General features: G+C 71.5%; 14 protein-coding genes. 3 read left to right on the top strand and 11 right to left on the bottom strand.

From position 1 onward, the window contains the following. Nucleotides 1–97: 97 nt before the first annotated feature. From NW895_RS06800 to NW895_RS06790, 3 genes are all read right to left on the bottom strand, one after another. Nucleotides 98–790, bottom strand: a complete 693-nt coding sequence (locus NW895_RS06800) for a response regulator transcription factor (protein WP_289934402.1) — start codon at nt 788–790, stop codon at nt 98–100. Next, nucleotides 787–2,010 (bottom strand): DUF5931 domain-containing protein, encoded by a 1,224-nt coding sequence (locus tag NW895_RS06795; protein WP_289934401.1) that lies wholly within the window; start codon nt 2,008–2,010, stop codon nt 787–789. Before NW895_RS06795 ends, NW895_RS06800 begins: the two co-directional genes overlap by 4 nt. A 62-nt stretch (nt 2,011–2,072) precedes the next feature. Further along, nucleotides 2,073–2,861, bottom strand: coding sequence for a lysophospholipid acyltransferase family protein (locus tag NW895_RS06790; protein WP_289934815.1), 789 nt, complete (start codon nt 2,859–2,861; stop codon nt 2,073–2,075). Between the two features lie 225 nt (nt 2,862–3,086). On the opposite strand from NW895_RS06790, the gene NW895_RS06785 reads away from it, so the two are divergent. Beyond that, a complete protein-coding gene (locus tag NW895_RS06785; RefSeq protein ID WP_289934400.1) occupies nt 3,087–3,884 on the top strand; it encodes an alpha/beta fold hydrolase in 798 nt (265 codons plus the stop codon). After that, a complete protein-coding gene (locus NW895_RS06780; protein WP_289934399.1) occupies nt 3,877–4,536 on the top strand; it encodes a hypothetical protein in 660 nt (219 codons plus the stop codon). Before NW895_RS06785 ends, NW895_RS06780 begins: the two co-directional genes overlap by 8 nt. A gap of 7 nt (nt 4,537–4,543) precedes the next feature. On the opposite strand, the gene NW895_RS06775 is transcribed toward NW895_RS06780, so the two are convergent. The 6 genes from NW895_RS06775 to NW895_RS06750 all read right to left on the bottom strand — a co-directional run bounded on the left by NW895_RS06775 (nt 4,544) and on the right by NW895_RS06750 (nt 9,680). Next, complete coding sequence (locus tag NW895_RS06775; protein WP_289934398.1) at nt 4,544–5,302, bottom strand: endonuclease/exonuclease/phosphatase family protein; 759 nt, start codon at nt 5,300–5,302, stop codon at nt 4,544–4,546. A gap of 133 nt (nt 5,303–5,435) precedes the next feature. Beyond that, entirely contained in the window at nt 5,436–6,389 is a 954-nt protein-coding gene (locus tag NW895_RS06770; protein ID WP_289934397.1) for an ROK family glucokinase, read from the bottom strand. Nucleotides 6,390–6,508: 119 nt separating this feature from the next. After that, entirely contained in the window at nt 6,509–7,003 is a 495-nt protein-coding gene (locus NW895_RS06765) for a DUF5304 domain-containing protein (RefSeq protein WP_289934396.1), read from the bottom strand. 57 nt (nt 7,004–7,060) lie between these two features. Continuing rightward, complete coding sequence (locus NW895_RS06760; protein WP_289934395.1) at nt 7,061–8,230, bottom strand: ArsA-related P-loop ATPase; 1,170 nt, start codon at nt 8,228–8,230, stop codon at nt 7,061–7,063. A 42-nt stretch (nt 8,231–8,272) separates the two neighbouring features. Further along, complete coding sequence (locus NW895_RS06755) at nt 8,273–8,716, bottom strand: SRPBCC family protein (protein ID WP_289934394.1); 444 nt, start codon at nt 8,714–8,716, stop codon at nt 8,273–8,275. Nucleotides 8,717–8,924: 208 nt separating this feature from the next. Next, on the bottom strand, nt 8,925–9,680 hold the full coding sequence (locus tag NW895_RS06750; protein ID WP_289934814.1) for a metallophosphoesterase: 756 nt from the start codon (nt 9,678–9,680) through the stop codon (nt 8,925–8,927). Between the two features lie 351 nt (nt 9,681–10,031). Here NW895_RS06750 and NW895_RS06745 point away from each other — a divergent pair, with 351 nt between their 5' ends. Continuing rightward, nucleotides 10,032–11,828: an AMP-dependent synthetase/ligase gene (locus NW895_RS06745; protein WP_289934393.1), complete on the top strand. Its 1,797-nt coding sequence runs from the start codon at nt 10,032–10,034 to the stop codon at nt 11,826–11,828. A 16-nt stretch (nt 11,829–11,844) separates the two neighbouring features. Here the strand turns inward: NW895_RS06745 and NW895_RS06740 are convergent, their stop codons facing one another. Together NW895_RS06740 and NW895_RS06735 are read right to left on the bottom strand one after the other, a co-directional pair. Then, nucleotides 11,845–13,431: a GMC oxidoreductase gene (locus NW895_RS06740; RefSeq protein ID WP_289934813.1), complete on the bottom strand. Its 1,587-nt coding sequence runs from the start codon at nt 13,429–13,431 to the stop codon at nt 11,845–11,847. 100 nt (nt 13,432–13,531) lie between these two features. Beyond that, nucleotides 13,532–14,674 carry a glycosyltransferase family 4 protein gene (locus tag NW895_RS06735; RefSeq protein WP_289934392.1) on the bottom strand — a complete coding sequence of 381 codons (1,143 nt, stop codon included), beginning with the start codon at nt 14,672–14,674 and terminating at the stop codon, nt 13,532–13,534. Nucleotides 14,675–14,751: the final 77 nt, after the last annotated feature.

Below are 14,751 nucleotides of genomic sequence, written 5' to 3'. Positions count from 1 at the left end.
GCCGTAGCAGGAACGCTAATGGTGACCTACGTCACTCGGGCATGGCCCGGAAGGGCAATTCCGGTGGAATATCAGGCGGTTGGCCTACGCGGCGCCGTCATCCCTCGTCGTCGAGTCCGCGCTCTATCGCGTACCGCACCAGCTCCACCCGGTTGTGCAGCTGGAGCTTGCCGAGGGTGTTCTGGACGTGGTTCTGCACCGTGCGGTGGGAGATGACGAGGCGTTCGGCGATCTGCTTGTAGCTCAGGCCCTTGGCGACCAGGCGCAGCACCTCGGTCTCCCGCTCGGTCAGGCGCGGCGCCTTGGGCTCGTCGGCGTCCGGGGCGGGGGCCGGTTCGGAGGCGAGGCGGCGGTACTCGCCGAGGACCAGCCCGGCCAGGCCCGGGGTGAACACCGGGTCGCCGACGGCGGTGCGGCGCACTGCGTCCAGCAACTCCTCCGTAGAGGCCGATTTCAGCAGGTAGCCGGTCGCACCCGACTTCACGGCCTCCAGGACGTCGGCGTGCTCACCGCTCGCGGACAGCACCAGGACGCGCAGCGCCGGGTTGGCGGCGACGACCTCCTTGCAGACCTGGACGCCGGGCTTGGCGGGCAGGTTCAGGTCGAGCACGAGGACGTCGGGCGCGGCGGCCTTGGCGCGGCGCACGGCCTGGTCGCCGTCCCCGGCGGTGGCGACCACGTCGAAGCCGGACTCGGTCAGGTCGCGGGCGACGGCGTCGCGCCACATGGGGTGGTCGTCGACCACCATGACCCTGATCGTGCCCGGCGCCCCGTCGCTGCTGTCCGTCATCGCTGTTCCGCCTTCCCCCGTGACCTGCTGTCGTCCTTCGGTACCTTCAGCTCGACCTCCGTGCCCTGCCCCGGCACCGAGACCAGCTCCGCGCTGCCGCCGAGGTCGCGCAGCCGCCCCCGGATCGACAGGGCCACGCCGAGCCGCCCCTCGCCCTCGGCCTGCGCCAGACGCCCCTCGGGGATGCCGGGCCCGTCGTCCCGTACGGTGACGATCACCTCGTCCGGCTCGTCCTCGACCAGGATCCACGCGCGCGCGTGCTCCCCCGCGTGCTTGCGTACGTTGTCCAGGGCGGCGCCCACGGCGGCGGCCACCTCCCGCGCGGCGACCGGGCCCAGCAGCACGGGCGCGCCGGGCTCGGCGAGGCTGACCCGCGCACCGGCGTACGGGGCGAGCAGCGCGCGCAGATCGGCGGCTGCGTCACCGTCGGGTTCCTCGACGGCCCGTACGAGGGCTCCGGCGGCGGCGTCCTCCGACACCCGGGAGACGCGCGTGAGCCCGCCGGAGACCAGGGTGCGCAGCGCCACCTCCTGCTCGCCCGCCATCCGGCCCAGCTCGGCCGCCTCGCCGCCGATGACGGCGCCGCGCCGCTGCACCATGGCCAGCACCTGCAGCACGCTGTCGTGGATGTCCCGGGCGAGCCGCTCCCGCTCCCGGGTCGCCGCCTCGATCTCCAGGGCGCGGGCGAGGGTGCGCTCGGAGGCGCGGGCGACCTCGACGACGTACCCGATGGCGATGGACGCGACCCAGACGAGGATGACGTTGTGGACGGTGTCCCGCGCGGGAGCGCCGCGTTCGACCAGGTTGGCGGCGGCGACGAGGGTGGAGGCGAGGGCCGCCCAGCGCCAGCCGCCCTTGACGGCGAAGGCCAGCACGGAGCCGGCCGTCCATATCGACGGCAGCGTGGGGCCGCCCTCCTGGATGCGCTCGGGCGTGTCGGCCACCAGGGTGAGCAGGATGCCGGCGAGTGCGATGGTGAGGTCGGCGGCGAGGAACCGCTTGGTGCAGCTCTCCGCGTTCGCGACCTTGCGCAGGGTGGCGAGGGTCCAGACGAACAGCACGGCGTAGTAGCCGATGGCGACCGAGGGGCGGGTGTACTCGTCGTACGCGGTGATGAAGAGGCCGATGGCGTACAGCATGGTGAGCACCCGGTAGGCGGTGAGCGCACGCCACAGCGGCTGCTCGACCGACATCCTCATGACTCTCTCGCGCTTGGCCATGACCCACCCCCGTTTGACATCCCGCCCCGGACCCCCCGGAACCCCCGGAACCCGGTCGGCTCCTAGTCGCTCTGTTCCTTCGCCGCCTGTTCCTTGGCCGCCTTTTCCTTCTCGGCCTGTTCCTTCTCCGCCTGCGCGAGCGCGGCCTTCGCCGCCTTCGCCTCCTCCTTCTCGGCCTTCGCCGCCTCCGCGAGCTGCCGCTTCATGGCGGTCGCGTACATGTCGACGTACTCCTGGCCGGAGAGCTTCATGATCTCGTACATGACCTCGTCGGTCACCGCGCGGAGTACGAAGCGGTCGTGCTCCATGCCCTGGTAGCGGCTGAAGTCCAGGGGCTTGCCGATGCGGATGCCCGGCCGCATCAGCTTGGGGACGATCTTCCCCGGCGGCTGGATCTTCTCGGTGTCGATCATGGCCACCGGGATGACGGGTGCGCCGGTGGCGAGTGCCACGCGCGCGAGGCCGCCCGGCTTGCCGCGGTAGAGACGGCCGTCGGGCGAGCGTGTGCCCTCGGGATAGATGCCGAACAGCTCGCCGCGCTCCAGCACCTCGATGCCGCTCTTGATCGCCGCCTCGCCCGCGCCGCGCGCACCGGAGCGGTCCACCGGCAGCTGGCCGACCCCCTTGAAGAACGCGGCGGTCAGCCGGCCCTTGACGCCCGGCGTGGTGAAGTACTCGGCCTTGGCGATGAAGGTCACCTTGCGGTCGAGGACGGCCGGCAGGAAGAACGAGTCGGAGAACGACAGGTGATTGCTCGCCAGAATCGCGGGGCCCTCGGCGGGAACGTTCTCCAGGCCCTCCACCCAGGGCCTGAAGGCGAGCTTCAGCGGACCCCCGACGGTGACCTTCATCGCGCCGTACAACAACCGAGTGCCTCCTGTGTCTGTAGATCAGACCTTAACCCGGAGCGCTGTCAAAGGACCCGACGGCCCTGGTCGGTGTCAGTGCCGTCGCGTACGGTGAGGTACCTGCGAAACGATGTGCCAGTCCCTTCAGACTTTCACGAGCATCAGCACTTTTACGAGCACCAGCACCTTCACGAGCATCAGCACCTTTCACGAACAGGAGACCGAAACGTGCCGGTCCTCCCCGGAGCCGAGCCGTTCCGCCACGAGGGCGGGGAGGTCGGCGTCCTCCTCTGCCACGGCTTCACCGGTTCGCCCCAGTCGCTGCGCCCCTGGGCGGAGTACCTCGCCGAGCGCGGCCTGACCGTCGCCCTGCCGCTGCTGCCCGGGCACGGCACGCGCTGGGAGGACATGCAGCTCACCGGCTGGCAGGACTGGTACGCGGAGGTGGACCGCGAGCTGGGCGCCCTGCGCGGACACTGCACGCGTGTGTTCGTGGCCGGTCTGTCCATGGGCGGCGCCCTGGCCCTGCGGCTGGCGGCGAAGCACGGGGCCGCGGTCGACGGCGTCGTGGTCGTCAACCCGGCCAACAAGGTGCACGGCCTGTCCGCGTACGCCCTCCCGGTGGCCCGCCACCTCGTCCGTACGACACGGGGCATCGCCAGCGACATCGCCGATCCGTCGAGCAAGGAGCTGGGGTACGACCGGGTGCCGCTGCACGCGGCGCACTCCCTGCGTGCCTTCTTCCGCGTCGTCGACCGCGAGCTGCCGCAGGTCACTCAGCCGCTGCTGCTCCTGCGCAGCCCGCAGGACCACGTGGTGCCACCGGCCGACTCGGCCCGAGTCCTCAGCCGGGTCTCGTCGACGGACGTCACGGAGATCCTGCTGGAACAGAGCTACCACGTGGCGACGTTGGACTATGACGCGGACCGGATCTTCGAGGAGAGCCTCGCGTTCATCACCCGGCTCGCGCCCGCTTTCGGCAAGCAGACCGGTGTGAGCGAGGAAGGGACGACCGCAGGTGGCTGAGCACGACTCCGACCGCGAGGACCGCGAGCCGGACGAGAAGGGCGTCCCGTTCGACGAGGAGGCCGCCTGGGCGGCGATCGTCGCCGGGTACGGTGAGGAGCCACCGGACCCGCCGGGCACCAAGCCGTTCAAGTCGATCGAGGACCTCGCCCTGCTGGAGTCCGGCAAGAACGACTCCGGCAAGAACGACTCCGGTCAGGACGACTCCGGTCATAACGACTCCGACAAGAACGACCCCGGTCATAACGACTCCGGCAACAACCACGACGCCGAGCACACCCCCGAGGACGACAAGCCCGCCGCGGCCGGGGCTCTCGGCAGCTCGGTCTCCTTCGCTCCCGGCGTCGGCCCGCGCGACTACACGACCCCCGAGCCCTCCGACGACGACTTCGGGGAGGACGACGAGGGCCACTTCGTCCCGCCGGAGCCGCCGCCGCTGCCGACCGCGGACACGACCGCCAAGTTCGCCTGGCTGGCGGTGATCGGCGGACCGGTCCTGCTCCTGCTGGCGGTACTGCTCGGCTGGGACATGACGTGGTGGCTGGCCACGCTCGGCATCGGCGGCTTCCTCGGCGGGTTCGCCACGCTGGTGGCGCGGATGAAACCGGGCGACGAGGACGACGACGACCCCGGCCGGGGCGCGGTGGTCTGAGCCTCGCCTACGACGCCGGGATCCTGAGGGCGGCCAGCACCGGAAGGTGGTCCGTGGCCGCCCTCAGGTCCGTCTCCGTCACCCCCGGATGCCCGATCGGCACACCGCAGCCCAGCACCTCGACGCCCCGGGTCGCGAAGATCGCGTCGATACGCTGATGGGGGTCGGTCGGTGTCGAGGTGTACTCGCCGCCCCAGGGCGCGACCGACCAGCAGTCCTGCAGCCCGTCGGCGAGCCGCCGGAAGGTGCGCCCGTCGGGCCGGTCGTTGAGATCGCCGCCCGCGACCGCGTGCTCCACGCCCATCCCGGCGAGCCGGTCCAGCAGCATGCCGCCCTGCTCGTACCGCTCGTCCTTCTGCAGGCTCAGGTGGCAGCTGAGAACCCCGAGGCGGGTGCCGCCGAACCGTACGACCGCTGTCGCGAAGCCGCGTCGGTGCAGTCCTGGGGTGAGCGGCAGCAGCACGTCCTCGGTTCGCTCGACGGTCGCCCGGAGCGAGCAGAGGATGGCCGGGCCGGCGGCCGTGGCACCGCCGGTGAGGATCACGAGGTCGCTGGCGCGGGCCAGGCGGGCGAGCTTCTTGCGCCAGCGGAAGAAGCGCGGAGCCTCCTGGACGAGGACCAGGTCGGGAGCGCAGGCGCGGATGACTCGGGCGAGGGCGGTGGTGTCGTCGCGCATCGAGCGGATGTTGTAGCCGAGGACGCGGATGACGACTGAACCGTCGTTTTCGGTGCGGGAGTTGGGGAGCGGCGGGAGGGACGTTGCCATGCGGTCAATTTACGCCGTGGGCGGGGTCTTGAGCGCCTGACAGCTCGGGGCGCGAGGTGCGTTTGCGACTGACGGGTTCGTCGTGGCTTGTCGCGCAGTTCCCCGCGCCCCTTGAGGTCGGTCACAGCGACCGTTACATGATCGGATCGGGTTCCCTGGCCAGGTCCGCCGCGCCCACCAGGCCGGCCTTGTTGCCGAGCTGGGCGGCGAGGACGTCGGCCACCGGGCGCCAGTTGCCGCCGACCAGCCAGCGCTTGTACGACTTGCGGATCGGCTCCAGGACCAGCTCGCCCTCGTCGGAGAGGCCGCCGCCGACGATGAAGGCGGACGGGTCGAAGAGGGAGGCGAGGTCGGCGAGGCCGGCGCCGACCCAGCGGGCCAGCTCGCGGTAGGAGTCGACGGCGACCGGGTCACCCTGGCGGGCGGCCATGGAGATGTGCTTGCCCTCGATGCCGTCGGGGGTGCCGTCGCCGAGGCCGAGCAGGATCTCGGCGTTCTCGGGGGTGGCGTTGGCGCGCTGCTTGGCGTATCTCACCAGCGCCCGGCCCGACGCGTACTGCTCCCAGCAGCCCTGCGAGCCGCAGCCGCAGAGCAGGCCGTCCGGCACCATGCGGATGTGGCCGAACTCGGCGGCCACGCCGAAGTGCCCGCGGCGCAGCTTGTTGCCGATGATGATGCCACCGCCGAGGCCGGTGCCGAGCGTGATACAGATGACGTTGCGGTGACCCTTGCCGGCACCGAACTTGTACTCGCCCCACGCCGCGGCGTTGGCGTCGTTCTCGACGACGACCGGGAGGCCCACGCGGGCCTCGACCTTCTCCTTCAGCGGTTCCTGGCGCCAGTCGATGTTGGGCGCGAAGTAGACCGTGGAGCGCTGGCGGTTGACATAGCCGGCGGCGCCGATGCCCACGCCGACGATCTCGTGTCCCGCGCGCGCACCCTCCACCGCCGAGGCGATGGCGTCCACGATGGCCTCGGGCGTGGTGGGGGTCGGCACCTTGAAGGTCGAGAGGATGTTGCCTTCCTCGTCGACCACGCCGGCCGCGATCTTCGTGCCGCCGATGTCGACGCCGATGGTGAGTCCCATGAATCCCTCAGTTTCGGTCGAGCCCCGCTACGGCCAACGGTACCCGAGGCCCTGCCGTAGGGGTTCCGTCGTCCGCCCGGCGGACGGGCCCGGCGAGGTGAGGGGATGTCCCGGGGCGCTCAGTCCAGGTCGATGCGCTCGCCGGGGCCGGTGCCCTCGCCCGGGTCACGGCGCTCGTCGAGGTCGCGCAGGTCGTCGTCGCGGCCGGTCCAGCGCTTCTCCTGGGCCTGGACGGCCGAGCGGTAGGCGGCGAGCAGCTCGCTGCCGGCCGCGGCGAGGTGATCGAAGACGTCCGGGTTGCGCTCGATGACGGGTTCCACGGCGGCCTTGGCCTGCTGGACGACCTGCCGCACCACCTGCTGGGCGGCCGGTCCGGCGACCGCCCCGAACAGCGGGGACTGCAGTCCGGACAGCTTGTCCGCGACGGCGTCGACGAACTTCTTCAGCTCCTCGGCCGCCGACCCCGGCGGGGGCCCGTACTGGGCGCGGCGGCGGGCCTGCTCCGCCGCGAGGTCCTCGGCACACGCTGTCGCCCAGGCGTCGGCGTCGCTCGTCCGCGCCTGGTCACTCGCCTCACGCTCGCCGGCATCGGACGGAGGGAGCTCTTCGCTCATGACGGACTCCTGACTACGGCTCGTCTCTACGACGTTACCCGAACGCGCGCAGGCGGTTCACGGGGTCCGCGGCCACAGGTCCGGGTCGGGGGCGAACCGGATGCGCAGCTCCCCCTCCCGCAGCGCGGCCCCGTCGACGGTGCAGCGGCGCAGGGCGGACGGGAGCGGGACGACACGGCGGAACGGTCCTGCCGCGATGAGGAGTTCGTCGCCGCGCCGGATGAGATCCAGTTGGTCGCGTACGGCGCCGGGCAGCGGGATCTGCCAGACGAGCACACCGTCCTCGGCGAGCCGGTCGGTGACGGGCCACTCGACCGGGGGAACGGGCTCATCGGCACCGGGTGCGGCGAGCTCGGTGAGGTCGTCACAGCCGCGCGGGTCACGCCCGAGATGCGCCAGGCGCCTCGTGTCGTACGTCCCCTGCCACTCCTCCAGCGTCTTGCGCTGCTGGGCGACGGGAGCGGCGAGCCAGCTGTCGGCCGCGGAGTCGGGGAACACGCGGTTGGCGATCACCTGCTCCAGGGGCAGGCGGTGCAGGGCGAGGCCGAGGCCGGCGGTGCGCACGGCGTCGGCGCCGGCCGGGCCGGGCTCGGCGACCAGCCGTACGGCGGTGCCGCGGTCGGCGACCACGGCAGCCACGGCGGCGAGTTCGAGGTCCCAGCGGGCGGCCGTCTCGTACAGCCACTCGGCGGGCATGGGGACACCGGCGAGCCGCCCCAGCACGGGACGCAGGGCGCGGGCCGCCTGCCGCTCGGGCGGGAGCAGACGGCGCAGGTAGCGGCGCAGCTCCTCGGGCAGGGAGAGCAGGGCGAGCGCGTGCCGGGTGGGCGGGAGGTCGACGACGAGGAGGTCGTGGGCCTCGGCGAGGGCGGCGTCCCGCAGGGCGCGCAGCAGGGCGAGTTCCTCGGCGCCGGGGAGGGGGGTGAGCTCCTCGGGGTCCAGGCGGGAGGCGCCGAGGAGGTCGAGGGCTGCGGAGGCGCGTTCCTGGAGGGCGGCGAGGTCGTCCCGGAAGCCGTCGGCCGCGTCGGGGCGCCAGGCGGTGAGGTTCGGCGCGACGGACACGGGGGCCGGGCCCGTGGCCGCCCCCAGCACCGCGCCCAGGGTGTCGTCGCGGTCGGCGCTCAGGACGAGGGTCCGAGTGCCCTCCCTGGCAGCGGTCAGCGCGGTGGCGGCCGCGACGGTGGTACGCCCGCTGCCGCCCGGGCCCGTGATCAGGATGGTGCGCATGAGGGTGAACGGTACCCGTGCGCACCGCCCCTGGCGGCGGGGCTACTGCCCGCCCGTCTCCACCCGCTTCTTCAGCCCGGCCAGAGCACGGTCGATGATGACCTTCTCGGCCTTCCGCTTGATCATCCCCAGCATCGGGATCTTCACGTCCACCGTCAGCCGGTACGTCACCTCGGTGGCCCCGGCCGCGGCCGGCTTCAGGATGTACGAGCCGTCCAGCGACCGCAGCATCTGGGACTTCACCAGGGTCCAGGACACCTCGTGCTCGCCGGCCCAGGTGTAGGCCAGGACCTGGTCGTCCTTGATGGCGCCGGCGTCCATGACGAGCCGGACCTGCTCGGCGCGGCCCTGCTTGTCGGTCTTGAGGACCTCGGCCTCCTTCACCTCGCCGGTCCAGTCCGGGTAGCGGGCGAAGTCGGCGATCACCCCCATCACGTCGGCCGGTGCCGCCTCGATCGTGATGCTCGAGCTGGTGTGTTCCGCCATCGCCGTGGCTCCTCCAGATGCGGGCCGGTAAGAGATCGTCGTGCGCACGTCCGTGCAGCGTGAAGGCTACCGCGCACCGCCCGGACCGACGTCACCGCTACCTGCGCTCTCTCGCCACGCCGTCCGATGGCGCCTCACCCGCGGTGGAGCCGCACCACCCGACGGGCGCCGGCCGCCGTCTCGCCACTCCCCCGGCCCCCACCGCCCCTCACCACTCCAGCGCCCACGGCTTGCCGGTGCCGGCGAAGTGCCCCACGTTCACGCATTCGGTCGCCCCGATCCGCATCCGCCGTACCAGCGGCTGGTGGACGTGCCCGAACAGCGCGTACCGGGGCCGGGTGCGGCAGATCGCGTCCAGCAGCGCCCGGCTGCCCCGCTCGAAGCGCCGCGCCACCGTGTCGTAGACCAGCTCCGGCACCTCCGGCGGGATGTGTGTGCACAGCACGTCGACCTCGCCCACCGCCTCCAGCTTCGCGGCGTACTCCTCGTCGCTGATCTCGTACGGCGTGCGCATCGGCGTGCGGAGTCCCCCGCCGACGAAACCGAAGACGCGGCCGCCGATCTCCACCCGCTCTCCGTCCAGCACCGTCGTGCCCGGCCCGGCGTACTCGGACCACAGGGGCGGCATGTCGACATTCCCGTAGGTCGCGTACGTCGGTGTGGGGAACGCGGCGAACATCTCGGCGTACTGCTTGCGCACCGCTCGCTCGATCACGGCGGCCCGGTCGCCCTCGACGCCCGCCCACAGCCGCCTCCCGAACTCCCGTGCCTCCTCGAAGCGGCGGGCGGTGCGCAGCGCGACGATGCGGTCGGCGTTCTCGACGCCGAACAGGTCGGGGAAGATGCCGCGCGAGTGGTCGGCGTAGTCGAGGAAGAGGACGAGGTCACCCAGGCAGATCAGGGCGTCCGCGCCGTCGCCGGCTCTGGCGAGGTCACGGGCGTTGCCGTGCACGTCGCTGACCACATGAACGCGTGTCCTTGTGTTTCCGGCCGGTGTGGGTGCCATGACGATCAAGGGTAGGTCGAGCGCACCCCTTGTGAACAGTGGCGGCCGTACCGGCGGTTACTGGCCAGTCAGTTAATGAGTGGACTACTGTGCGCGAAGGAACACCCCACGTGAATACCCTCTGTGTGACGCAGCGAACATCTCGCCGGTGCCCCCTGTCGAAGAAGCCATACCGGCGGGTAACGTCCGGGCAGTCCAGTCGTGCTCTGGATTTCAACATGTGAATCCCCGAGCACCCGCCCGAGCCTTGGACCGCACCGTCGCATCGCACAACGTCGTGGCGCCGGCGCCCTATGAGGAGCAGCAGTCTTGCGCGAGTTCAGCCTTCCGGCTTTGTACGAGGTCCCTGCGGACGGCAATCTGACCGACATCGTCCGCAGAAACGCCGCGCAGCACCCTGACGTCGCCGTCATCGCCCGCAAGGTGGGCGGCGCCTGGCAGGACGTGACCGCCACGGCCTTCCTCGCCGAGGTGCACGCCGCCGCCAAGGGCCTCATCGCCGCGGGCATCCAGCCGGGCGACCGGGTCGGTCTGATGTCCCGCACCCGCTACGAGTGGACGCTGCTGGACTTCGCGATCTGGAGCGCCGGCGCGGTGACCGTGCCGGTGTACGAGACCAGTTCGCCGGAGCAGGTGCAGTGGATCCTCAGCGACTCGGGCGCCACGGCCTGCGTCGTGGAGCTGGACAACCACGCGGCCGCCGTCGAGTCGGTGCGTGACCGGCTGCCCGCCCTCAAGCACGTCTGGCAGATCGAGGCCGGCGGGGTGGAGGAACTGGGCCGCCTCGGCCAGGACATCAGCGACCAGACGGTCGAGGAGCGCAGCTCGATCGCGAAGGCCGACGACCCGGCGACGATCGTCTACACCTCCGGCACCACCGGGCGCCCCAAGGGCTGTGTCCTCAGCCACCGCAGCTTCTTCGCCGAGTGCGGGAACATCGTGGAGCGCCTGCGCCCGCTGTTCCGCACCGGCGAGTGCTCCGTACTCCTCTTCCTGCCGCTCGCGCACGTCTTCGGGCGTCTGGTGCAGGTCGCGCCGATGATGGCGCCGATCAAGCTGGGCACCGTCCCCGACATCAAGAACCTCACCGACGAGCTGGCCTCGTTCCGCCCGACGCTGATCCTCGGCGTGCCGCGCGTCTTCGAGAAGGTCTACAACTCGGCGCGCGCCAAGGCGCAGGCGGACGGCAAGGGCAAGATCTTCGACAAGGCGGCGGACACGGCGATCGCCTACAGCAAGGCGCTGGACACCCCGTCGGGCCCGTCCCTCGGCCTGAAGATCAAACACAAGGCGTTCGACAAGCTGGTCTACAGCAAGCTGCGCGCGGTCCTCGGCGGCCGTGGCGAGTACGCCATCTCCGGCGGCGCTCCGCTCGGTGAGCGCCTCGGCCACTTCTTCCGGGGTATCGGCTTCACGGTCCTGGAGGGCTACGGCCTGACGGAGTCCTGCGCGGCCACCGCGTTCAACCCCTGGGACCGGCAGAAGATCGGCACGGTCGGCCAGCCGCTGCCCGGCTCGGTGATCCGTATCGCCGACGACGGTGAGGTGCTGCTGCACGGCGAGCACCTGTTCAAGGGCTACTGGAACAACGAGGCCGCGACCGCGGAGGCGCTGGCCGACGGCTGGTTCCACACCGGTGACATCGGCACCCTCGACGAGGACGGCTATCTGAGGATCACCGGCCGCAAGAAGGAGATCATCGTCACGGCGGGCGGCAAGAACGTCGCCCCGGCCGTGATCGAGGACCGCATCCGGGCGCACGCGCTGGTCGCGGAGTGCATGGTGGTCGGCGACGGGCGGCCGTTCGTGGGCGCGCTGATCACCATCGACGAGGAGTTCCTGGGCCGTTGGTGCGCGGACCACGGCAAGCCGGCGGGTTCCACCGCGGCGTCGCTGTGCGAGGACCCGGATCTGCTCGCGGCGATCCAGGCCGCGGTCGACGACGGCAACGCCGCGGTGTCGAAGGCGGAATCGGTGCGGAAGTTCCGCATTCTGTCCTCCCAGTTCACGGAGGATTCGGGCCACCTGACGCCGTCGCTGAAGCTGAAGCGGAACGTGGTGGCGAAGGACTACGCGCACGAGATCGAGGCGATCTACCAGAAGTAGTCACCCGCAGGCGGGTTCATGGCGCGGTGTCCTCGGCGAGGACCCGCGCCATCGTCCGTTCGGCGAGCGCGGTGATGGTCACGAACGGGTTCACCCCGATCGAGCCGGGCACCAGCGAGCCGTCGGTCACGTACAGCTTCGGATACCCCTTGACCCGGCCGTAGCCGTCCGTGGCCCTGCCCAGCACGCAGCCGCCGAGCGGGTGGTAGGTGAAGTCGTCGGCGAAGGCCTTGCTGCGGGAGCCGAACAGGTCGTAGCGGTAGATCGTCGAGTTCGCCGCGTTGATCCGGTCGAACAGCTTCCTGGCCATGCTCACCGACACCGCGCTCTGGGCCGCGGTCCACCCGAGCCGCACGGAACCCGACGCGGCGTCGTAGGAGAACGCGGCCCGCTCCGGGTTCTTGGTGATCGCCAGATAGAGGCTGACCCAGTGCTCCAGGCCCGTCGGCAGCGGGGCGATCTCGGCGAAGACGGGGTTGGCGGTGTTGGCCCAGTCGTCGATGCCCATGACCGGCATGGTGGACTGGTTCGCCCCGACCGTGTCCCACAGGTGGTTGGCCCGCCCGAGCATCACGTTGCCGTTGGTGCCCCAGCCGGTGCCCACACTCGCGTCGAGGTCGGGCAGCGTGCCCGTCTCCCGGGCGCGGACGAGGAGTTCGCTGGTGCCGACGCTGCCGCCGCCGAGGAAGAGGTACGTGCAGCCGTACTCCTTGGTCTCCACCACCCGGCCGGTGATGTCGATGCGGTCGGCGGTCAGGACATAGCTGCCGTCGCCCGCCCGCCTGATCGCCCTCACCCGTTCCAGCGTGTGGATGGTCACGTTGCCGGTGCCGAGCGCCGCGGCGAGGTACGTCTTGTCGAGGCTGCGCTTGCCCTGGTTGTTGCCGTAGATCACCTCACCCGCGAGCGCGGACTTCGTCGCCGTGCCGGCCGCCTCGCGCTGCATGTGGCCGAAGTCGTAGACGTTCGGCACGAAGGTGGTCTTCAGGCCGGTGTTCTGGGCGTGTTTGCGGGAGACGCGGGTGAAGCGGTACCACTCCGTCGACTCGAACCAGGCCGGGTCGACGGAGTTGACGCCGAGCATGGCGCGGGCGCGCGGGAAGTACGTGCCGTACATCTCGTCGGCGTCGACGGAGGGGAACTGCTCGGCGAAGTAGGAGCGGAGCGGGGTGACCGCCATGCCGCCGTTGACCAGGGAGCCGCCGCCGACGCCCCGGCCGACGTACACCGACATGTCACCGAAGTGCACGCGGTCCAGGACCCCCGGGTAGCGGCTGATGTCCTGGTTGACGACGTCCAGCCACAGGAAGGTGCCGAGCGGCGCCTCGGTGCGGGTGCGGAACCACATGGACCGCTCGTCCGGGGTGCGGGTGGAGCAGAAGACCCTGCCGTCGGAGCCGGGTGTGTTCCACAGCCGCCCCATCTCGATCACGAGCGTGCGGATGCCGGCCTGGCCGAGGCGGAGGGCGGCGACCGCGCCGCCGTAGCCCGAGCCGACGACGACGGCCGGGGCGTGGTCGACGGCTTCGGGCTCGACGGCGTGCGCGGAAGTGAGGCCTATGCGGGTGAGGCCGGCCGCGGCGGCCGTCTGGAGGGAGATCATCCCCAGGATGTGACGTCTCGTCAGCTGACGCTGTATCAGGTTCGCTGCCATGGCCGCAGCATGTGCGGATTTTTCCGTTCCGCCCAGCCCCGCCGCACGGTCAGAGCAACGTCTTCAGCTTCTCCGCCAGCAGATCCCAGCGCCACCTCTCCTCGACCCACTCCCGGCCCCGCTCGCCCATGCGCCGGCGCAGTTCGGGGTCACCGAGCAGGGTGGCGACGCGGTCGGCCGTCTCCTCGGCGGAGCCGCCCCGCACCACCCAGCCGGTCTCGCCGTCCAGCACCGCGTCGGGGGCGCCGCCCGAGTCTCCGGCGACGACGGGCAGCCCGGTCGCGGAGGCCTCCAGGTACACGATCCCGAGCCCCTCGACGTCCAGCCCGCCCCGCCGGGTCCGGCAGGGCATGGCGAAGACGTCCCCGGCGCCGTAGTGGGCGGGCAGCTCGGACCAGGGCACCGCGCCCGTGAAGCGGACGGAGCCGGCGACGCCGGTGTCGTGCGCGAGGGTGCGCAGGTCCTTCTCGTACGGCCCGCCGCCGACGATCAGCAGCACGGTCTCGGGGTGGGCCGCCAGGATCCGGGGCATGGCCCGGATCAACGTGTCCTGCCCCTTGCGCCGCACCAGCCGCGAGACGCACACGACCACCGGCCGGTCGGTGAGCCCCAGCCGGGCGCGGATCTCGTCGCCGCCCGACCCCGGATGGAAGGTCTTCTCGTCCACCCCGGGCGGCAGCTGCACCATCCGCGAAGCCGCCTCGGGCGTCAGCGCGGCCGCGATCCGCGAGCGCGTGTACTCGCCGAGGTAGGTGATGGTGTCCGTCGCCTCACCGATCCGGCGCAGCAGCTGCCGGGCGGCGGGCAGCTGGGCCCACCCGGCCTCGTGGCCGTGGGTCGTGGCCACGATCCGCTGGGCGCCCGCCCTCCGCAGCGCCGGCGCCATCAGCCCGAGCGGCGCCGCCGCTCCGAACCACACCGACGTGCACCCGTGCTCCCGCAGCAGCCCGACGGCCCGCCGGGTCGCCTGCGGCGTCGGCAGCAGCATCGTCGTACGGTCCCGTACGACGGTGAAGGGCTGCTCGGCGTCGAAGGCGGCCGTCGCCTCGACGCCCTCCGGGCTCCGCTTCCAGGTGGAGGCGTAGACGACCAGCCGCTCGGGGTCGAGGCGCAGCGCCATGTTGTGCAGGAACGCCTGGATACCGCCGGGCCGGGGCGGGAAGTCGTTCGTCACGACGAGGGTCTTGTGCATCGCCGCCGACCCTACCGAACGCGTTGCTTATGGCACGCACACAGCCGTTCGGGACATCATGGCCCCATCAAGACGGC

It is taken from the genome of Streptomyces sp. S.PNR 29, assembly GCF_030386795.1.
In the GTDB taxonomy this organism is placed as follows: Bacteria; Actinomycetota; Actinomycetes; order Streptomycetales; family Streptomycetaceae; genus Streptomyces.
The sequence above is the reverse complement of the archived record's forward strand: the minus strand, read 5'-3'. Positions and strand labels throughout refer to the sequence as shown.